This is a genomic window from uncultured Maribacter sp. (assembly GCF_963977385.1).
Classification (GTDB): Bacteria; Bacteroidota; Bacteroidia; order Flavobacteriales; family Flavobacteriaceae; genus Maribacter.
Window position 1 is genome coordinate 1 of sequence record NZ_CAXBOU010000017.1, and the last position, 21048, is coordinate 21048.

Here is a 21048-nt window from a genome sequence, read left to right on the forward strand (position 1 = left end):
AGATTAATCAACTACTTTTCTGTAGTTAAAAAGATGCCCATGCTGGGCACACACAATGTATATGAAAAATAAGCGTAATAGCAATAAAATCAAGGCTTTAAGCTCGTATCAAACTTTGTGCTTAACCGAAAGTTTAGTGTTTCAAAACCGCCTACTTTTCATATACTAACCGATGGAATTTATTATTGAGAAAACTCTTAGAGCATCAAAAATAGAAACAAATAATAAATGGCAACTAAAGCAAACGAAAAGCAAAGATTGACACTTTTATTTCTTCAAAAAAAGGAGAGAGAAGAAAAGGAGTTTAGCGATTTTCAACTTGCTAAAGCTTCGACATACCCATTAGGCGCTTCCTTACGTGCTAAATTAAGCAGGAATGAATTCGGGGAATTTATTATTAAACAACCGAACGGATTATTCAAAGCTCAACACACTTTAGGGTTAAATCTAAACGAGTATGCTCTTAAAGTTAGCTCAAAATATAGACATGCCAATCCAGTTAAACATTCAACTTCTAATTCGTCTTTAAAGTTGTCGGATACCTTGGTTGACAAAAGTGTTCAAGCAGTATTGGCTGCAATTGAGATTTATAATAAGCCTGATTTCGGATATCGTGAAGAAACCTTTTCAATACTTCTAATTAATGCTTGGGAAATCTTATTAAAAGCAAAAGTGGTAAGAAATGGATTAGAGAACATGGAATCACTTTATATTCCAGATAAGAATACCATCGGAAATTTTGTTAAATCTAGGTCAGGAAATTACCGAACAATAACCATTGGCAAAGCAATAAATTTAGTTGCTCTTGACGAGACATTAAAGGCCAATCTTTTCGTACTTGTTGAACTAAGGGACAATGCTATTCATTTTCGAAATGAAAGCCCCATATTAAATACAAAACTTTTAGAAGTTGGCACAGCTAGTCTTTTAAGTTACTTAGAAATGTGCAAAGAATGGTTCAAGAAAGATTTGAGTAAATATAACTTTTATATTATGCCAATGTCTTTTTTTCATCCTCATGAACTTCAAAGTTACTCAGTGAATAATGATAGTATACAAAATCAAAATTTACTTAGGTATATTGGTAATAAAGAAAAAAAATTCCCACACGACCCATTATCACAACATAGTGTCAGTTTGAGACTGGAAACAAAATTTGTGAAAAGCAAGATGCAAATAGACCCTGATGATCCAGATGCGATATCCGTTATTATCGAGGAGGAAGATATTTTTACAAAAACTTATACTTGGGCATGTAAAGAAAACTTAGTACCTGAGCTCAAAAAAAGATATAACGATTTCAAAGTTAATCCTCATTTCTGGAGCCTTTTGAAAGAATTAAAAGAAAATCCAAAATTTTGTAGAGTCAGATACTTAAATACAAAAACCAAAAAGGGCTCAAAACAAGAATGGTACAATCCCAATATCGTTCACGAAATTGATCGCCACTATACTAAAAAATAAATATGAAATATAAGAGCTTGCTTATGTCTTGAACAACACGCCTTTACTTTCCAGAATTAAAAATAAAATATCAGTATCATGTTTAACTACCTATTAATAGTCTTATTTTTTGTTTGCCCTATAACTTTTGGTCAAGCCAGTCATAATTTTAAGATTGAAAATAGTCAATTTGAGTGGCAAAAAGTATTTCAATCGGAATTGTCAAAAGTTGAGATTGAAAAAATTCTAAAAGAGAAAGGGATATTTAAAAACCTTAATTATGGAAAAACCGAAGTTAGCGGTGAAATTGAAAACATCACCGCCGACTATCAAGGAGCAGGTAAAAACAATTGGAACACATCATTTTATGTCCAAAATTCATCTATTCGTGGTAACTTTCATATAGAACTTAAAGATGGTCGATATAGAGTTACGCTAAATGCAATAAACCTTAAAACTATTAACGAACTTTCTGACGGTGGCATCTCGGTTATGTCTGCAAATTCAGTTCAACCTCTTTCGGACTTTGCTATAAGAAAGGGAGAATTCCGAAAAGGTTTTTTGAAAGCAGACGCCCAAATTTTCGAACATACTTTTAATAATCTATTTGATTTTAATAATCATAATTCAAAATCAGATGAATGGTGAAATAATCACATCTGATAAAGACATTTTTATTTCAATGGGCATATTGTTTTGCTTGAATCCTTTTATTATACAAATAAAAAATCATCATGAAAAAAACAATCACACTCCTTACCCTCCTACTATTAACAGCAGCCCCTCTTTTCGCCCAACAAGACAAATTCATTGAAGACTCTATTGAGCGTTTAGAAAACTCTCGCAAGTACTTGTTACTTGTAGCCGAAATGATGCCAGAAGATAAGTACAGCTATAAAGCAACAGAAGAATCGTTGAGTTTTTCAGAGAATTTAATGCATATTGGTTTTGCGCTAGATTGGCATAGTCAGTCCCTCATAGGCAACAGAGCAGCACGCGTTTACCAAACCGACACCGTTTTTAAACCTGCCCATAAAACAAAAGCAGAAATGATGGCACGTATCAACCAAACATTTACCGAAGCTATTGCACTTTTACAAGATTTCGAACCTGCACAATTAGATGAGGAGCTAGACTATTTTGGGTTAAACAGAAGTAAACGTCAAATCTTTATGCTACTGGCAGACCATATTACCCACCACAGGGCACAAATGTTGGTATCTATGCGGTTAAACGGGTTGGTACCCCCTAGGTATGTGTTGTATCAATAAATACGGTAACAAAATAATCATTTCTTGAAATTGGTTTTATGTTGAGCAATAATCTCATCCTCCTAACTCCGCCATTTTCATCCCTACATGGGTAATGACCTCATCGAACTCTTTCGTTGGGTTAAACTCAATTATTTTGGCATTTTCTTTTACAATAGCGGTATGCCCAGAAGGCATGTAAAAGACATCTCCTTTTTCCAGTACTTCTTCTTTGCCATCATCATAAATGACCAACAGAGCGCCCTCTACCATATAGCCCCAATGTGGGCAATGGCAGCTGTCATTTTTTAATCCGTTTAAAAGTGGTGTAAAATCTGTGCCTTGTGGTAGTTCGTTGAAACAAACCGTCATACCACCAAAATTAGGTTGCGCCCGCATGGTGGTTCCGGGTGCTTGCATCGTCGCCGGAATTTGTTCTTTTTTGATTTTCATAGTTGTATCTATTTAGCAACTAATAAGTTACAAAAATATATAGATACAATCAGCCCCAGAAATAAGGACTCGATAATTTTAACAAAAAACAGCTATAAAATCGTTTTACCTAGCGGCAAATTATAACGAACAAAAGGTTACTCTTGCTTTTTCTTATCGTTCTTCATTAAATTTAGAACTACAAGTACAAGTCCTAAACATACTACTCCAAAACTGGCAATAAGAATAACGCCGTAGCTCCAATTAACAAGTGGTATCATCTGTGAAATCATAGGTCGGTGGTTTATATTCGAACAAATTTATAATTCAATAATAACGCAACATATGACATTTATCAGTATTTCAAAAATATATAGCACCCTGTATTGGGTATAATCTTAGCCAACTGTTGAAAACTATGGCGTTTACTATTGCTTAACCGTGTATAGGTTTATATCTTTATACACTGGTCTTATTTCATTCGCGAACGACTGGTGTACCCTCAACGCAAACGTATTTAAACAAACATGGTAGATAAAATAAAATGTCCGAATTGTGGTCATGAATTTGATGTAGAAGAAGCGCTATCCGGTAAAATGCAGGCGCATTTTAAAGCTGAATACGAACGTAAAGTGGCCGAGCAGGCAGAGATATTCAATAAAGAACGTGGTAAACTTGCCTTAGAACAAGAGGAGTTCGAGAAGAAAAAAGAAAAAGAAAATGAGCTGTTCAAAGAAAAGCTTGAACAACGCCTTGCCAAAGAATCGGAGAAAATACAAAAGCAGACCAACGAAACTTTTGAGCAGCAATTAAAATCGCTTCAGCAAGAGAACGAAAAAAAGAAAGAGGAAAATAGGGCCTTACGTTCGCAAGAAATCGATTTGCTGAAACGTGAGAACGAACTAAAGGAAAAGGCGGAAGACCTTAAAATGAACGTTCAGAAAGAATTGCTCGAGAAGCAGACCGAAATAGAGGAAAAAGCCAAAGCCAAAGAGCGTGAGTCTATGGCGATGAAAGAGAAGGAATATCAAAAGCAATTAGAAGACCAAAAAAAGCTTATTGATGAAATGAAGCGTAAGGCCGAACAAGGTTCTATGCAAATGCAAGGTGAGGTGCAAGAATTGGCTCTTGAAGAGCTGCTACGCAACACCTACCCTTTTGATGATATAGATGAAATCGGTAAAGGAGTTCGTGGCGCAGATTGCGTGCAGACGGTTATAAATTCGTTGCAACAAACCTGTGGTTCTATTGTGTATGAGAGTAAGCGTACCAAGAATTTCAGCAACGATTGGATTAATAAACTAAAGCAAGACCAAATTAACTGCAAGGCAGATATTGCGGTCATCGTTACCGAAACCTTTCCGCCAGATATGGACCGCTTCGGAGAAAAGAACGGCGTGTGGATCTGCGGATTCAATGAGGTAAAAAGTGTATCGCTAGTATTGCGGGAGTTATTATTGAAAACACAATCGATAAAATCATCTGACGAAAACAAAGGAGATAAGATGGAACTGCTCTATTCGTATTTGACCAGTAATGAGTTTGTACAGAACATCAATAGAATTATCGAGAACTACGATTCTATGATCAAGCAATTGAACTACGAGAAAAAAGCAGCGTTCAAGAATTTTGCCGTTCGTGAAAAGCAGATTTGGGGCGTTCAAGAAAATATAAATGTGCTGTTCGGTTCAATTAAAGGTATTGCAGGTAATGCCTTATCGACTTCCACCATTTTAGAATTACCCGATGCTGAGATAGATCAGTAGACCGCTAGGCGCTAGACGTTCTGCGCTTCGCGCTTCGCTCTTATTCTGAGGAAATGATATCGTTTTTTGTTTTTGAATTTAACCAAGTTACCATTTTATTGAACCTGAATGAAATCCATATAAGGTATACGCATCCTGCGGCACTGTAGATATTACTGCTCGAAGTATCTTTAAAATAAAAAACATTTAAAATTGTTGCTACCAAGCCTAAAATGCCAACTGTAAGTAAAAAATATTTTAAAAATTTCATAGATCTTAATTTAATGTGTTTTTGCTAAGGCTTTACCAGATGATTCTCCTAACTCAAAAAAGTACCCGAAGGCTAGCATAGTCATTATTAAGAATAGCGCCATAGACCAATAATAAGATGTCTTCGCTTTTTTCATACTAGTTGCTTACATTAATGGTTGATACTAGTTATTGGTAGTTGTTTTAATACGTTTGTTACAGTTTTAATTGAATATTTTAAAATGAACTACAACCTAACTTAAAATATAGTCTACCCTAAATAAGCTTGCCGTTAAATTGGTAATTCAGTTTACCTGATTTTACTTTTGGCGAATACCTTTAAAAAAATAGCACACCCAAACTAGAGTACTTTAAAATATTAAATACTGATAATCAGCACGATGCTTTATATCTGTTCTTTTGGGGTTCTGAAAGAATTGGATTAAATTGTAGGAAGAAGTCAAATTTCGGTGTTGTATTGATCCGTTATTTGCTACCCTAAAAAACACTTACTATGAAATCACAGCCCCTTAGATTAATAGTGCTCCTCTCTTTTTTAATACTTACAAGCACTAGCCTTTTAGCGCAAGACCAAAAATTAAAAATACATGCCCTAAGCCTTGGTGCAGGTATTGCCACAGCCGATACCGATAATGCAAAAAGCGGTCTAGGCATTAACCTAGATTTTTCTACTCTAGTGAACGATCATATTATTTCATTGTATTTAAACTCCGGACTTAATTTAACCGACAACGGCCCCAATGGGGATTTTTATGAATTTAATCTTACCTACGGTAGAAAATGGTTGCTAGACCCAAAGCTGGTTTTAGAAGGTCATGTAGGTATTGGTCTATTTGTTTATGATGTGGAAACTGGTCCTAATCCGTTTTTTGCCAATATTCCTGACAATACCGTTGGTTTTCCGTTACGGGCAAAACTGCTCTACTACCCTAGCGAGAAATTTGGATTAGGCATAAACCCGAATGCCAACTTTAATTCCATTGCGAATACCTATACCTTTAACGTAGTGCTGCAATATAATTTTAATTAAAGCTATCTTGTTGATAGGAATAAAAAGTACCAGAAAGTAGCATATGAAAGTGTTTCTTCGCCCGGTTTTACCGATGATTTTTATGATACTCCCTATATCTTTAGGTGTGTTCATAATGTATTACAATAATATTCCTTCAAGAATATGGGTGCTAAATATTGCCATATTTCTAATTTCAAGTATGCTCTCATTTATTTTTCTGCAAAGAATAAAAGTGCCAAAACCTAATAGTTATGTAACCATTGCGGTATGCATTATACTCTTACTTTTGACCTTTGCTGATAGCGGTTTAAGTGGTGTACACAGGTGGTTATCGATTGGCCCGATCAATGTGCATATAAGTAGTATGGTACTACCAATCTTACTAATTGAACTAGGGAAAAATCTAAGTTTTCAAAACTGGTGGCCAACGGCACTACTAATATTAGGGGTTACCATAGTACTATCATTTCAACCTGATGCCTCAACTACAATTGCGTTTACATTTGCTTCATTTATTATTCTATTTAAATTCATTACTAAAACCATACAGTATCTTGTATTGTGTATACCTTTAATAATTTCAATTCTGACATGGGTTCATCTTGACAATTTACCACCAGTACCTTATGTTGAAGAAATACTCCAAATGGCTAAGAACATTGGCCAAATTCCCTTCATAGTAGGAGTTCTTTCATTAGTATTAATGCCCCTACCTTTTTTTATATTTACGTCAAAAACATACAAACCAATATTCATAAGTTTAGGTGTTTATTTTTCACTAATTATACTATCGACACTATTCGGAAATTTTCCAGTTCCTCTTTTAGGTTATGGAATCTCCCCTATAATTGGGTATTCAATTGCAATAACTTGGCTAGTTAAAAATTATGACTAAAAGTAATTTCGTTTTTGAATTCAGCCATTCTTGTATTTCAATTTTTGGAGTAATTTTTGAAGCCTAAGTTATCAGGAAGAAGTCCATTATTCTTTTTTTAGTCTTTATTGTTCTTAAAGTATCGGCTAAAAGTCAAAAAACAGACTGAAATTTCTTTAGAACAAACAGTAGTACCAATGAACATCCAAATAGCAATAATACCTATTATAAAAAATAAGTACGCAAAAAGCCTGTAACTAGAACTACATTTACGACTTAGGTTCACAAACGAATAACACATGGAAATTTTAGATTGGATACAAGAGTGGTTTAAGGATAATTGTGACGGCAATTGGGAACATGGTGAAGTCATTCAAATAACAACAATAGATAATCCTGGGTGGGAAGTTGAAATTGATATTTCGAATACTTCGATAGCTACCATGAACCTAGAATGGATCCTTAACGAAAAAAGCAAAGATGATTGGTACGGTGTTAAAATCATGAACCAAAAATTTATTGCTGCAGGTGATGCCGGCAAATTGAAATTTTTATTAGGCCTCTTTAAAGAGATGATAGAGAAAATAGAAGCGTAATACGATTGCCTGTAGTTGATTTGATTAAAGCCTTTCGCTACCTAAATATATTCATCGTCTTACCCTAATTTTACCATCAAATTATCCGTGGGTATTTACTAAGTTTACTCGTTGGTTCTGAAATCTTTATGGACTTCAAAAACGTATATACAACTATCAACTACCTGTAAGAAGCAATCGTAAAGCGTTTTACTTAACCGTTGTAAAATGAGCATTATATGATTTCGTTGAACATCGTTGAAACGACCCTACCCTTTACCAATCCGGTACTGAAATTTCTATTGATACTGGTGATTATTCTCTTTACGCCAATTCTATTAAACAAGATAAAAATACCTGCCCTTTTAGGGCTTATTATAGCTGGTGCCGTAGTTGGCCCGTATGGCTTTAATTTAATGGAACGTGATAGTGGTATTATTCTTTCGGGTACAGCTGGCCTATTATACATTATGTTCCTTGCCGGATTGGAAATCGATTTGGCAGATTTTAAAAAGAACAGTAAAAAAAGCCTTGTTTTCGGACTCTACACCTTTATCATTCCTATGGTATTAGGCATCTTGGTTAGTCTTTATATTTTGGAGTTTTCGATGCCTACTTCGATTCTATTGGCTAGTATGTTCGCATCGCATACCTTGATTGCGTATCCGTTGGTGAGCAAATTGGGTGTAGCGAAGAACAGAGCCGTGAATATTACCGTGGGTGGTACGTTAATCACAGATACCTTAGCACTTTTAGTACTTGCCGTAATTGTGGGTATGAATACGGGTGAGGTGAATACAGTATTCTGGGTGAAGCTATCCGTTTCTATCCTCATATTCGGGGCAACAGTGATGTTGCTTTTTCCCATCATAGGTCGATGGTTTTTTAAACGGTTTCACGATAATATTTCGCATTATATTTTTGTGCTAATGATGGTTTTTCTAGGTGCATTTTTAGCTGAACTTGCCGGTATAGAAGCGATTATTGGCGCGTTTTTAACAGGTTTGGCACTCAATAGGCTTATTCTACACACTTCGCCATTAATGAACAGAATTGAGTTTGTAGGCAACGCTATTTTTATTCCTTTTTTCTTAATAGGGGTTGGTATGCTGGTCGATTACCGCGTATTTTTTAATGATTGGGAAACAATTAAAGTTGCCGCAGTAATGATTATTGTTGCCACATCGGCAAAGTTCATAGCGGCTTGGCTTACCCAAAAAACATTCAATTTTTCAGCAGATGAGCGTCGGTTAATATTCGGATTAAGTAATGCCCAAGCAGCAGCTACCCTTGCTGCCGTATTAATTGGTTATAATTTAATTATTGGTGAAACAGCAACGGGAGAACCAATTCGTTTACTGAATGAAAGCATTCTGAACGGTACCATTCTAATGATTCTGTTTACCTGTACCATTGCCTCATTCGTGGCTCAAAAAGGCGCCAAGAATATTGCCTTTTTAGAAACTTCTGGTGCGTCAGCGTATGATGAAGAATATGTAGAGAACATTCTAATACCTGTAAACAACAGCGACACCACAGACGACCTAATTAATTTGGGCATCATTGCCAAATCTAAAAATAATACGAACGGACTCTATGCCTTAAGTATTGTTGATGATTATGAAATGGGAAGTTCTGCGGATAAGCATGCGCGAAAAATACTGGAACATGCAACGGTTACCGCTTCGGCAACCGATAATACCATACACACCTTATTACGGTACGATATCAATATTGTAAACGGAATTTCAAGTGTGGCTAAAGAGCATAAAATCACAGACCTCATCTTAGGCCTACATATTAAAAAAGGGATTTCAGATTCTTTCTTAGGTAATTTAACCGAAGGTATTTTATCGAAATGCAACCCAACTACCTTAATATACAAACCTTCTCAGCCTTTTGGTACGATAAAAAGACATGTGATTATTGTTTCTGCACATGCCGAGAAAGAAATTGGCTTTCCGTTTTGGTTGGCCAAGGTTTGGAATATTGCCAGAAATTCAAGTGCGAAGCTTATATTCTTTGCCACTAAAGAAACTAAAATAGCTATCGACGCCTTACAAGTAAAAAACCCGATAGCCTATGAATTCAAAGAGTTTAAAGATTGGAATAAATTTGTATCTCTTAAAAGTGAATTTCAGAAAGATGATAATCTTGTTATTATTTTGAGTAGAAAGGACAAGCCCTCTTATGATAGTAATATGAGTAAAATACCATCGTATTTGAACAAGTACTTCAACACGATGAGCTATCTATTGGTGTATCCCATGCAAGTAGGTGAAATTGATAGCTCACAATTAAACCTCAACAACCCAACGCTCACAGAACCTTTTGATAAAATTGATGAATTAGGACAATCCATTGTCAAAATATTTAAAAGAAAATAACCGATTTTTAAGCGTAAGATTTGTCATGTACCCCTGAACAGGCTACCTAAATTAAGGAACAAACAGGCATCGTTAAACCCATAATTTCAACTCATAATTGTTTCAATTCTTCTGTTTTAAATAGTTTAAAACACCCCTGAATATTTAACTATCATTTTTAATTAGCAATTGTTTTATTACCTACATTAGATTGGTTATTAACGATTTATAAAAAATTTATATTCCATGACTTAACACTTTTAATTATGAAAAGGAAAGGATTCTTTGCAGCACTTCTTGCAATTTCCACTGTACCTATGTTGGCATTTTCTTCCTATGAAAATTTGACCAAAAGAGTGGAAAAGGGTTTTAAAATAAAATCTGGTGAAGGTCGTTTTCATGGTCATTTAAAATTGAAAGGTGTTAATGCCAATATTTTGGATGTTAAGGTATCAGGAAAAGACACCAATGGAGACATTGCCATATTTGAGCAAACCTCATTATCGCAAGGAAAAGGAACCCCACTACATGTACACCATTCACAAGACGAGATATTCTACATTTTAGAAGGCGCCTACTATTTTCAAGTAGGTGAGGAAAAATATCATATGGCCGTTGGCGATAGTATATTTTTACCTCGAAAGGTTCCCCACGCCTGGACACAGAAATCGGAAAAAGGAAAAATGGCCGTGATTTTGCAACCTGCAGGTAAACTAGAGGATTTCTTTGTAACCATTGCTGCCTTAGATCATGAGCCCTCAGCAGCGGAAGTCAACCGTATTTTTGAGAAAAACGATATGAAAGTTATAGGTCCTCCACTACAACTAGAATAAGTATACAGACAACTTTAGTTTCCCCAAAAGAATGTAAGAGCCCTGTTTTGGCATAACTATCATGCGCCATTACAAGTGGTTATGTTCCCCACAAATAGCAAACTAGTTCTTTGACTAGGTTTTAAATATATACGTTGAACAATCAAAAAATTAAAATCATGAACAGGAAAAACTTTATTACATCGACCGCTTTGGGAATATCTGTTTTTTCGATTATTCCTTTACTAGGCCATCACAAATTAAAAGGTGGTATTGCTAATGACCCAAAAATAGTTCGGAATAAAGATGGTAGCATCTTGAATGTTATGGGCGACAATCAAAATATTAAATTAACGGGCGAGGATACGAACGGCCAATATACCTTGATCGAACAAAATAACGATCCTGGCGTGGGCATTCCCCCTCATATTCACGAAAACGAAGATGAGGTTTTTCAAGTACTTAGTGGTAACGTTGAAATGACCATTGGCAATGAAAATACAACCCTAAATGCCGGTGACCTCATTTTTTGTCCTAAAGGCGTGCCGCACTCTTGGAAGGTGGTCGGACACCAGAAAGCAAGAGCAATGCTAAGTATTTTTCCCGCTGGTTTAGAACATATGTTCAAGGAGCTTTCACTATTACCACCTGGTCCTCCAGATTTAGAAAAAGTGGGACAAATATGTGGAAAATATAAACTCCGATTTGTATAAATTAGTTGACCAAAAATAAAAATCCCTTAATTGACCTTTACATTGGTTCGGTAAATAATTACGGCATCCCTACTACTAAAAATGAATAGAGGATTCACATGCCGTTTTATTGCAATGCCTATACTAGAGTTCCATTAAATGCGAGCAACTAAAAGAGATGCCTTATATTTATAGTATGAGCTGGCGCACTAATGCTTTTAAATCACTTATTTCACTTCTGGTTATAGTCAACCTATATTCTTTTGACTTTGCCATAGGCCTAGATTTGGTTACTGAGCAGTATACTACCGAACTTGTAACACAAAACCGCTTAAGCCAGAACACCACTCATTACGATGCATTAATCAATGACACCCCCACGAAACAACGTTTCGATTCCCAGAAAAAAACTGGGGGTCTTATACGCAATTAAACGTAGAAAATTCAATAATTCAACTTAAGATCTATACACAGAAAAAAATAGTTCTCAATATTACATCCCTTCTTTTACAAATCGCATATAGCGATATTCAAATTCAAAAATCTCATAGTAGTTACTCTTGCTGATTTAAAATCTACACTAGTAAACCATTCTGTTTCTTTCTTTTCACATAAAGAGAAATAGAAACTAATTAATTCTAAAAAATTAGTCTATCATGAGAATAAAAAAATTCTTGCGTTTTATAACGTTATTAATTTTCATCATAATGGCAGCCATTATTCCTGTTCCTTTTAAATTTTATAAAAAGGATAATTTACCCACTTACGAGATTGAACAGGTAGATAAAAAGAAGGAAGATGAGGATACAGAAATTGACGAAGAAGCATTTTATTAAGACATAATATTACTTATTCCTTGAGAAATAATGAATCACCCCTAAACTAAGAATTCATCCAATCTTTAAAATCAGATGCTTTTGCCTTGCTTACAATAATTCGCTCTTTCGCGACAGGGTTTACGCTTACAATCAACTTCCCATTGAAGTAGTATTTTAGATTTACGATAGCCTCACGATTAACAATACACTGCCTATTGGCTCTATAGAAAATAGTAGGGTCCAGGCTTTCTTCAATATCCTCTAATCGCCCTTCTACACTATAGGTTTGGTTGTCTTTACTCACTGCTTTTACTACCCCAAGGTCTATCAAAAAATAAGCAATATCATTGGTTTTTAAGGGAATCAACTCATCCCTTAGGCTCACCAAAAATGTATTTTTAAAAGCTTTTTTATCAGTACCAACTTTTATTAGACCCAACAGACCTTTTAATTGGTCATCATCCATGCCTTGCTCCTTTTCTTTTACCTGAACGGTAAATTGGGTTAGGGCATCGGTCAATTCTTCTTCGTCGATAGGTTTCAATAAATAATCAATGCTATTCACCTTAAAGGCTTTTAGTGCATATTGGTCATAGGCAGTTGTAAATACCACCGGAATATCAATTTTTACTTGTTCAAAAATCTCAAAAGAGATACCGTCTGCCAGGTGAATATCCATCAAAACCAATTCTGCATCATTTGGTGCCAAAAAATAGTTGACAGCAGCTTTTACGGTATCGAAAATGGCCAATACTTCAATATCAGAGTTTATACGATTCAACAAATAAGCAAGATGATCGCTTGCGGCAAGCTCATCTTCTACAATGACGATTTTCATTCTATTTTTCTTAACGGAAGTTCTACTTGAAAGATACCATTTTCGGTACGTACAAGCACATCTTGTTGCTGCAAGAGTAAGTATCTTTTTCTCAAATTCAATAAGCCGGTACCGGTACCCACGGCCATAGTTGTTCTTGGGCGTAATGGGTTTTCTATGAAAATGGAATTTTCTCGTGAATAGACACGTACCAATAATGGATTCGATTCTGAAATTTCATTATGCTTTACAGCATTTTCTACCAAAAGTTGCAGCGCCAATGGCGGAATCTTTCTTCCTTTTAACCCTTCACTAATATTGACCTCAATCTCAAACCGTTCTCGATACCTGGTTTTCATGAGGTAGGTATAACTTTCTAAAAATTTAAGCTCTTCTCGTATGCTCACCAAATCAGAATCGCCACTCTGTAAAATATAGCGGTACATATACGATAGCTTTTTTACAAATTGTGTTGCAGGTTCATTGTCGCGTATGAGCGATGTTAACGAATTAAGCGAATTGAATAAAAAATGAGGGTCTATTTGGTTTTTAAGCGCCGTAAGTTCTTTTTGTAAATTCTGATGTTTTAAATGCTCATTCTCAATATCGCTTACCCGTTGGTTCACTTGTAACCGTAAAATTCTAGCTATAAAATATAATACGATAAGCAAGGTAACATACCCAAATGTTAAAAAGCCCCTGTCCTCATCAGATAAAGGACTGTCTACAATTATGGGGTGCAATGCTTTCCACAAGTACAAGGTGGCAAAGAGCATTGCTAAATCTAAAAATATAATAACTATGGTCGCGTAGGTACCCCTAAGTTTAGTCCTTAGATACACTACATTGGCATTAATTTCTAAGATTGCCCAAGAGAAAAAAACCATAAATACCAAACGATACAGAAAATCAACCACCCAAACATTCTCGAACTGTTGGTTACCAGAGCTAATCATATTATACACATGAATGTTTCTGGGCAAGGAAACCAAAACAGCCAGCAAAAGGGCAATTTTTATAATCTGTGGTTTTTTAACTATCGGTAACATCATTACATATGCTTTAGACGAGCGTTTTTCAAATTTACATCAATTTACTGCAGATGTTACAGGTGGTTTCTGAAATCAAAAAAGGCCTTCAAATTACATTTGAAGGCCTTGATTAACCAACCTCAATTAACTAAACTAAACTAAATCTATACTTTATAAGGATTGAAACCTGTAGGTAAGTATTCGTTTACATCGAATCCTAATTCTACTTCTTCTTCAATCTCTATAACGTTAATATCTGCAATATCAATTTGAAAACCTCTGTAAGCATTAAAACCATATGGTAAGTATGCAGTTACATCATCACCTAAATCTATTTCTTCTTCGATTTCAATAACATTGATATCAGTTGAAGGATTTAAAATAATAACATTTGTTTGAGCTTGCTCTTTTAAAATCTCTTCAAAAGGCTTGTTTACATCATTGAATAATGAAGAATTTGCAACCTTCATTTCTTTTCTATGTTTTTGTTCGGCCGTAAAGGAAATAAGAATTCCTGCTATTAGTACTAGACCAAAAATTAATGTAATTTTTTTCATGTCTTTATATTTTATGAATTATGTAATTTTTTTATTTGATGATACAAATGTACTGTTCAACAGCACCACAAGCGGTAGCTTTTTAACCGAACCGTCTTTTTTACAAGGTGAAACGTCTTAAATGAAAACTGAACTTTTCGCTAATACAAGAAACTTTGACTATACATTGAAAATCAAGAGCCTGTAAAACCAAAATTGTTTAATTTTAATGGAAGCAAATCGAACCTTTAATCAATAGTACCATGTGGAAAAAAATAGGAATTGCCCTTGCAATTATTCTAATTGTCATTCAATTTATACGGCCAGAAAAGAATATTTCAGGAAATGACACCTTTGCCATACAAACCAAATACAGTATACCAAATGATGTAGATAACATATTGCAGGTATCTTGTTATGACTGCCATAGCAACACTACCGAATATCCGTGGTATTCAAATGTGCAGCCTGTAGCTTGGTTTTTAGCTGATCACGTTACTGATGGTAAAAAACATTTGAATTTTTCTGAATTCACGAAGTTGCCATTATTTGTACAAAATCATAAACTTGAGGAAACCAAAGAAATGATAGAAGAGAAAGAAATGCCGTTACCTTCCTACACCTATTTTGGACTTCACCCAGAAGCTGACCTGACCGATGCACAACGGCAAAAAATCATTGCATGGGCAGATTCACAAATGAGCTACCTAAAACAAACGTACCCAGCAGACAGTTTGGCGTTCCCTAAAAAGAAGTAATTGCTTATTGCTTTCAAGCAGTTGTACATTCGAAATGGTTTTAATTATTTAGTAAACCATTTACGCACTGTTTCTTCTGCTAGTTTGTTATTCGGAGTAAAGGCATTGTTCTCTTGCCCGCGGTATTCTAAATAGCTAGGAAATTTCCACCATAAGATGCCTTGGCACCATGGTTCGTTCTCTATACTCTTAAAGATGATTTCATAACAACGTGCCTGCATTTCTTCATTAATGCTTTCATCGGCCTCTGCATGGGGGTTCTGCCATGGTTTATCAACACTTCTAAATCCGATTTCGGTGAACACAATGGGCTTTTCAAAACGCTTGTATACCTTTTCAATCTTCGTTTTTACCATATTAAATCTTTCGGTCATCTCCTCGTCGGTCGGATTATCATCTTTACTCAAAGGATAATAACAATCTAGTCCGATATAATCCAAGTCATCCCAAAACTCAATATTCTCAAATTCTTCGCCCCAGTTGGCAGCATAGGTCAAGTGACCAGAAAACAACCCTCTGGTTTTCTTAATCATACTTCGCCAAGTATCAGGTTTCGATAAGGTAGCTTTTGTAAACTCAACACCGATACAAAGAGCATCCATACCATGTATTTCCGCTAAGAAGGCATAGTGGCGAATCCAGCGATAATAATGATCATGAAACATATCCCACTGTTCGTCGGTTGGCATCTCAATACCGCCCGGCCAACTGCCACCCACATAAATTTGAGGTTTTAACATAGTATACATTCCAATATCGTGCGCAGTTGATAACGCATGAACCACTGCTTCATCATTTTCACCACCGGCACTATTACTAAAATGAAGAGGCGTCGGTGTATTTATATTACTAATACCAGTATAGGGTACTAATGCCATAGCATTACTGCCCATAGACTTTTGCTTCAACAATGATTCCGTAGCCTTTTTAGAACCATAGCCATTGTAAATACTGTAGCCTTCATGGGCAAAATTGAATCCTTTTAAATAGGGCAGTTCTTTTTTAACAACTTCTTCTTTCGGGTAGGTTTTCGTCAGGCTTTTCAAATAAAGTTGCCAACCCCCTTCTAACTTTTGCATTTCTTGGGTCGTTAGTTCACCATCTTTATAGTGGTACAAAAAGATTTCTTTACCCCAGGTCTGCATTAAAAAATCTACAAAAGCCCCTGCCAAGCAATCTCGTATTAAAGAAGACTCCATCTCTAGAAACGTATTATCGAGCAATTCGGCAACCGATAACGTATTTTCTGATTCCGTTAAACGTGCAGACCAATATTTATAGCCTTTCATTTGCCATTTATCGGTAAAATAAATAGGTAACCCTTGGGTGAGAATATCTTTTTTAGAAACCCCTAGCATATTACGCAGCAGCAGTTCATTGTCTTTACCAATGTTGTTGTTCTTGTATATTTTATTGGCAATGATATGAATGGAATTATTCAATGTATCATAATGTGCTTGATCAGTATTACCGGTCATCAAGCCCTTTTCTTCTGTGTTGCTATAAAAATTATAGGTGATTTTCGGAAAATCATCGTTGTTTAGAAAAGCGAACACTTTTGAGGTGTTTCGCTTTATTTGCTCCTCAAGACTTCTTACTTCGTTCGGTTTTAATGCATTTTTATGATTTACGAACTGATATTTTTCTGCATTTAAAAGCACTTTGCTTCCCGAAGAAAAATCAAAGAAAGTACTCGCATCTGTTTTCCATTGCTCATCAAAATCACCCATGACCACTCGCTCATTATCATTATAGAGTTCATAGTTAAGATTCTGCCAGTAAAATGCTCGCCCGTTTTCCTTAACTTTTTCAGCAAAGAAATTAAATACCTGTTGCGCGTTTGTACCTGTCAGAAAGCTAAAAGGCATTGTTGGCATTAAAGGATTCGGATAAAAACTTACCGATAAAATCGAATTCTTATTATCAATCTTATTCGAACCAATCATTATCTGCCTATCATTTATCTGAAATGGAGTTTTAGCTATAAACTTCTTGAGAATATGATTGTCCTGAATGGCCCCCAAAAGAAAAACAATATGGTTATTTAGATTTTCTTCAGTCACTTCATCTGCACGTTTGTACAGTATTTTGGCGCTTCGCCTAGACCTAGTGGGTTCTTCTGATGAAAGATCGTCGAGTATTTCTTGGTATTTTTTACTTAGCACGCTATCCTTGGCGGCATAAACTACCAATATTTCTCGCTTTTCAAAAAAACTTCGTCGTAGTTCTCGACGGCTAGGAATAGAATCTAGATTCTCAAATACAGATTCATTTTCAGTATATGGAAAATATTCAACACCCGCATAGCCTACGATGCCCAAGGCTACAATAAGGATAAGTAATAGGTATTTCTTTTTCATACACTACAATGAAGGTAATAACTTGTTTAAGGTAGTGAAACTGCAAAATCTAAGCGAACACCTTACAAATATTTAACTTTTACTATATAGTCTGTAATCTATTAAGCAAATTACATGTCAGATTGAGCGCAATAGAAACCAAAACATAAAATGAGAAATTCTCGACTACGCTAAATTGACATTGTATCAAATTTTAAAATATTTTATCATGAAAAACTTTTTCATCCAATAGATAAAAAGTACCGAAAATTGAGGATCATGGTATAACCGTAATTGTGACGTAACTTTGAGGCTCTAATTTCCCAATACCGCATGAGACCAATCATAATTATTACCTTTTTTATCTGTTCAACTCTCTCGTGTTTTGCACAGCATACTTCAACTATTCCTTTGGCAAAGTTTAACGAGGTAAAGGTGTATGATCGTATTACCGTAAATCTTGTTAAAGGCAAAGAAAATAAACTTGTGCTGAGCGGTGACGACAAAGAAGATGTTAGCGTTGTTGAGACCAACGGACTCCTAAAAATTAAAATGGCTATTAACGAGACTTTATCGGGTAACACGGTAAACGCTAAACTATTCTATACAGAAGAACTGAAGGTTATCGATGCCAACGAAAATGCAAGAATTGTTTCTACAGATATGATAAAGAGTTCTACCATAGAAATTAGGTCTCAAGAAGCTGCTGTAATCACCTTAAATATTGATGTCACTACGCTTAAAGCGAAAAGTACTACAGGCAGCGAAATAAAGCTATCTGGAACTACGCATACCCAAGATGCCAACATCAATACTGGCGGAAAATTATATAACAAAGCGCTTAAATCGAAGAGCACTTCGGTTACTGTTTTAGGAGGTGGTAAAGCAGAGGTTTATGCTAGTGAAAAAATCATTGCTAAAGTAAAGGCCGGTGGATCAATTCAGATATATGGTAATCCTAAAACTAGAGATACGGATGATACCTTTGGAGGAAAAATAGAATTTAATAACTAACTACTGCTCTATACTCTGGGCATCGAAAGCTATTAGTTCATTATCTTCAAAACGTGGAGTTACCTCTATTGGGTTGCAACATACTTCGCAATCTTCAACATAGGTCTGTTGAGTAATAGATGGGTCGAGAAGCATTGAAACCTCTTCCCAACAATATGGACATTGAAAAAAATGCTCGTACATATATTCTTTATGCGCCTTTCAATTCTTTAGCCAACTCCTTTAAAGTAAGGGTCTGCACTAAATTTTCAGCATTCGAAGTAAAAATGGTTTGATTACCCAACTTTAAAAATAGTGTTTCATTATCTGTTTCTACAAAAACATCAGCAGCTGTAGCTTTAATCTCCTCAAGTTTTAAATCGAAACGTTTTTTTAAAGTGATTAATCCATTTAAAGTAGAAAGCTCAAAACCCGTATAATCGAATACCCGTTTTAATCCGCTAAAAAAGCTAAACCCTATAAAAACCAATGAGGCTACAGCAAATTTATACGCCAAGGTAAAAACATCAAGCTCATCACCATTAATAAAAGTAAACGCTAGGTTTATACAGCCGTAAATACCTACTAAGAAAACAATTACCCCTAAAATAATAGCTGTAACATCAGTAAATAAAGCCTTATTTGTTCTGACCACCGTAATACCATTAGGATTTTTTTCCGCTTTAAATCCGAAATCCTTCAAATATTCCAGGTTCTTTATTTGAGTCAGCTTATTTGAAATAGAAGTTTCTAACGGGCTAAGATCTACCTGAATATCACGTTTCTGTATTTCCTCTCTTAAACTTAACTGAGATTCAAACGTAAGAAGTGACTGTTGATAGAGAATCTCTATTAGTTCGCTATTTGTTCTTTTGATATACATGTCCATACCTTACTTTATTAAGTAACTGTTACAGTTCAATATTTAATAATTGTCCCGTAAGTTGTAGTAACTGAAGTTCAGCCAACTTAGCATCGTACTTTGCTAAATTTTTGTTCGTCTGCGCATTCAATAAATTTATTTGAGCTTGTCTAAACTCAATAGATGTAATACTTCCCAATTGAAATTGTTCGCGAGAGCGTTCAAAGTTATTCTGGTTGGTAAATACATTCTGTTCTTGAATTTGATAAATTTTTAAGCGATTTTCATAAATGGCCATCGCATTCTGCATATCACGATTTACTTCAAGCTCTACTTGCTTTCTCAATAATTCTTGATTTGCGTACGTAATTTTAGAATTTTTCACACGAACCGTTGTACCACCGCCATCGAATAAATTCCAAGTAAGATTGGCCCCCAAAGACATACTCGAAACATTCGAATTAGTACCCGGAAAAATAGCTCCCGATAAAAATGCCGATGGTGCATTCTGATTTCTATTCCAACCATATGAACCTGTTAAACCAACCGTAGGTAAATAACCCGATTTGTTTACTTTAATATCGTAGGCATTAATACTCAAATTGGATTCTGTTTGCAGAATAGCCACGTTATTGGTAATGGTTTTGTCCATAAACTCAACAAGCTGAAATTTAGGAATAAAGACTACGGTTGTATCTACTTCATATTCTTCGTTCAAGTTTTGATTTAGTACAACATTCAAATCTCTTTTGGCATTTGCCAATTGCTGTTCGGTATTCAACAGATTAATGCTATCATTAGTTACATCTACCTGAGCATTTAAAATATCTAGCTTAGTATTTTGACCATATTCAAAAGAATACTCTGCCCTTTTGATTCTATCATTTGAAATTTCTAAAGCCTGTTTTTGAACATTCTTGTTTTCTGTTAGGCGAGCAATTTCGAAATACACGCTAAACATTTGGATCATCGTATTCTCAATCGTTTCTCTTGCCTGTAGCGTGCTCAGCTGATACTGCTCTTTAAGTCTCTTAAAACTATAGAACCTACCCAAACCATCGAACAGCGTATAATTAAGATTTACAGCAGCGTTGTATCGCTGGCTTTCGGCATCATTAACTTCTATATCTGCTCTAGGATTATTATTCTCATCTAACTGGCCAGGAAACTCGGTAGTCGTATTATTGGTGTTATATGTTGCCCCAGCTGTACCCGTTAATGTTGGCAGGTAGCCCGAATTCAAAATACCTGCATTATTATCTGCAATTTCAACTTCGTTCTTAGCTATCTCGATACCATAATTATTCTCTAAAACTTTGGTAACAGCCTCTTCTTTAGAAAGTGTATTCTCTTGTGCGAAAACACTACAAACTGGAAAAAACAATAATAAATGGATGAATCGTAATCTAATCATTATACTATA

The 21048-nt window shown here is 35.3% G+C and carries 24 protein-coding genes; 14 read left to right on the forward strand and 10 right to left on the reverse strand.

Annotated features, from left to right (window positions below):
* Positions 1-228 precede the first annotated feature (228 nt).
* The 3 genes from AAC084_RS16230 to AAC084_RS16240 all read left to right on the forward strand — a co-directional run bounded on the left by AAC084_RS16230 (position 229) and on the right by AAC084_RS16240 (position 2714).
* Positions 229-1464, forward strand: coding sequence for a DUF3644 domain-containing protein (locus AAC084_RS16230; protein WP_339841264.1), 1236 nt, complete (start codon positions 229-231; stop codon positions 1462-1464).
* A 78-nt stretch (positions 1465-1542) separates the two neighbouring features.
* A complete protein-coding gene (locus tag AAC084_RS16235; RefSeq protein ID WP_339841265.1) occupies positions 1543-2091 on the forward strand; it encodes a hypothetical protein in 549 nt (182 codons plus the stop codon).
* An 86-nt stretch (positions 2092-2177) separates the two neighbouring features.
* Positions 2178-2714, forward strand: coding sequence for a DinB family protein (locus AAC084_RS16240; RefSeq protein WP_339841266.1), 537 nt, complete (start codon positions 2178-2180; stop codon positions 2712-2714).
* Between the two features lie 54 nt (positions 2715-2768).
* Here the strand turns inward: AAC084_RS16240 and AAC084_RS16245 are convergent, their stop codons facing one another.
* Positions 2769-3146, reverse strand: coding sequence for a hypothetical protein (locus AAC084_RS16245; protein ID WP_339841267.1), 378 nt, complete (start codon positions 3144-3146; stop codon positions 2769-2771).
* 137 nt (positions 3147-3283) lie between these two features.
* Complete coding sequence (locus AAC084_RS16250) at positions 3284-3418, reverse strand: hypothetical protein (protein WP_262493284.1); 135 nt, start codon at positions 3416-3418, stop codon at positions 3284-3286.
* Between the two features lie 234 nt (positions 3419-3652).
* Between AAC084_RS16250 and AAC084_RS16255 the strand changes: the two genes are divergently transcribed.
* A complete protein-coding gene (locus tag AAC084_RS16255) occupies positions 3653-4891 on the forward strand; it encodes a DUF2130 domain-containing protein (protein WP_339841268.1) in 1239 nt (412 codons plus the stop codon).
* A gap of 260 nt (positions 4892-5151) precedes the next feature.
* Here the strand turns inward: AAC084_RS16255 and AAC084_RS16260 are convergent, their stop codons facing one another.
* Positions 5152-5277 (reverse strand): hypothetical protein, encoded by a 126-nt coding sequence (locus AAC084_RS16260; RefSeq protein WP_339841270.1) that lies wholly within the window; start codon positions 5275-5277, stop codon positions 5152-5154.
* A 356-nt stretch (positions 5278-5633) separates the two neighbouring features.
* Between AAC084_RS16260 and AAC084_RS16265 the strand changes: the two genes are divergently transcribed.
* The 8 genes from AAC084_RS16265 to AAC084_RS16300 all read left to right on the forward strand — a co-directional run bounded on the left by AAC084_RS16265 (position 5634) and on the right by AAC084_RS16300 (position 12307).
* On the forward strand, positions 5634-6170 hold the full coding sequence (locus AAC084_RS16265; protein ID WP_339841271.1) for a hypothetical protein: 537 nt from the start codon (positions 5634-5636) through the stop codon (positions 6168-6170).
* Between the two features lie 43 nt (positions 6171-6213).
* Entirely contained in the window at positions 6214-7047 is an 834-nt protein-coding gene (locus AAC084_RS16270; RefSeq protein WP_339841272.1) for a hypothetical protein, read from the forward strand.
* A 278-nt stretch (positions 7048-7325) separates the two neighbouring features.
* Positions 7326-7622 carry an immunity 53 family protein gene (locus AAC084_RS16275; protein WP_339841273.1) on the forward strand — a complete coding sequence of 99 codons (297 nt, stop codon included), beginning with the start codon at positions 7326-7328 and terminating at the stop codon, positions 7620-7622.
* A gap of 218 nt (positions 7623-7840) precedes the next feature.
* Complete coding sequence (locus tag AAC084_RS16280) at positions 7841-9988, forward strand: cation:proton antiporter (RefSeq protein ID WP_339841274.1); 2148 nt, start codon at positions 7841-7843, stop codon at positions 9986-9988.
* A gap of 245 nt (positions 9989-10233) precedes the next feature.
* Entirely contained in the window at positions 10234-10800 is a 567-nt protein-coding gene (locus AAC084_RS16285; protein ID WP_339841275.1) for a cupin domain-containing protein, read from the forward strand.
* 158 nt (positions 10801-10958) lie between these two features.
* Positions 10959-11492: a cupin domain-containing protein gene (locus AAC084_RS16290; RefSeq protein ID WP_339841277.1), complete on the forward strand. Its 534-nt coding sequence runs from the start codon at positions 10959-10961 to the stop codon at positions 11490-11492.
* Between the two features lie 175 nt (positions 11493-11667).
* Complete coding sequence (locus AAC084_RS16295; protein ID WP_339841279.1) at positions 11668-11904, forward strand: hypothetical protein; 237 nt, start codon at positions 11668-11670, stop codon at positions 11902-11904.
* A 223-nt stretch (positions 11905-12127) separates the two neighbouring features.
* Positions 12128-12307 carry a hypothetical protein gene (locus AAC084_RS16300; protein WP_339841280.1) on the forward strand — a complete coding sequence of 60 codons (180 nt, stop codon included), beginning with the start codon at positions 12128-12130 and terminating at the stop codon, positions 12305-12307.
* A 46-nt stretch (positions 12308-12353) separates the two neighbouring features.
* On the opposite strand, the gene AAC084_RS16305 is transcribed toward AAC084_RS16300, so the two are convergent.
* The 3 genes from AAC084_RS16305 to AAC084_RS16315 form a co-directional block, all read right to left on the reverse strand.
* Positions 12354-13127, reverse strand: a complete 774-nt coding sequence (locus AAC084_RS16305) for a LytTR family DNA-binding domain-containing protein (protein ID WP_339841282.1) — start codon at positions 13125-13127, stop codon at positions 12354-12356.
* Complete coding sequence (locus tag AAC084_RS16310) at positions 13124-14158, reverse strand: histidine kinase (RefSeq protein ID WP_339841283.1); 1035 nt, start codon at positions 14156-14158, stop codon at positions 13124-13126. Before AAC084_RS16310 ends, AAC084_RS16305 begins: the two co-directional genes overlap by 4 nt.
* A 143-nt stretch (positions 14159-14301) precedes the next feature.
* Positions 14302-14694, reverse strand: a complete 393-nt coding sequence (locus AAC084_RS16315) for a hypothetical protein (protein ID WP_339841284.1) — start codon at positions 14692-14694, stop codon at positions 14302-14304.
* A 242-nt stretch (positions 14695-14936) separates the two neighbouring features.
* On the opposite strand from AAC084_RS16315, the gene AAC084_RS16320 reads away from it, so the two are divergent.
* Positions 14937-15431: a heme-binding domain-containing protein gene (locus tag AAC084_RS16320; protein ID WP_339841285.1), complete on the forward strand. Its 495-nt coding sequence runs from the start codon at positions 14937-14939 to the stop codon at positions 15429-15431.
* Positions 15432-15475: 44 nt separating this feature from the next.
* Here the strand turns inward: AAC084_RS16320 and AAC084_RS16325 are convergent, their stop codons facing one another.
* Positions 15476-17791 carry a hypothetical protein gene (locus tag AAC084_RS16325; RefSeq protein ID WP_339841286.1) on the reverse strand — a complete coding sequence of 772 codons (2316 nt, stop codon included), beginning with the start codon at positions 17789-17791 and terminating at the stop codon, positions 15476-15478.
* A 390-nt stretch (positions 17792-18181) separates the two neighbouring features.
* Between AAC084_RS16325 and AAC084_RS16330 the strand changes: the two genes are divergently transcribed.
* Positions 18182-18784, forward strand: coding sequence for a head GIN domain-containing protein (locus tag AAC084_RS16330; protein WP_339841287.1), 603 nt, complete (start codon positions 18182-18184; stop codon positions 18782-18784).
* Here AAC084_RS16330 and AAC084_RS16335 read toward each other — a convergent pair whose 3' ends face one another.
* From AAC084_RS16335 to AAC084_RS16345, 3 genes are read right to left on the reverse strand one after another with little or no spacing between them, the layout of a single operon-like run.
* Positions 18785-18967 carry a CPXCG motif-containing cysteine-rich protein gene (locus AAC084_RS16335; RefSeq protein WP_339841288.1) on the reverse strand — a complete coding sequence of 61 codons (183 nt, stop codon included), beginning with the start codon at positions 18965-18967 and terminating at the stop codon, positions 18785-18787. It abuts the gene before it with no gap.
* Positions 18968-18974: 7 nt separating this feature from the next.
* Positions 18975-19652 carry a hypothetical protein gene (locus AAC084_RS16340; RefSeq protein ID WP_339841289.1) on the reverse strand — a complete coding sequence of 226 codons (678 nt, stop codon included), beginning with the start codon at positions 19650-19652 and terminating at the stop codon, positions 18975-18977.
* Positions 19653-19674: 22 nt separating this feature from the next.
* Entirely contained in the window at positions 19675-21039 is a 1365-nt protein-coding gene (locus AAC084_RS16345; protein ID WP_339841290.1) for a TolC family protein, read from the reverse strand.
* Positions 21040-21048 lie beyond the last annotated feature (9 nt).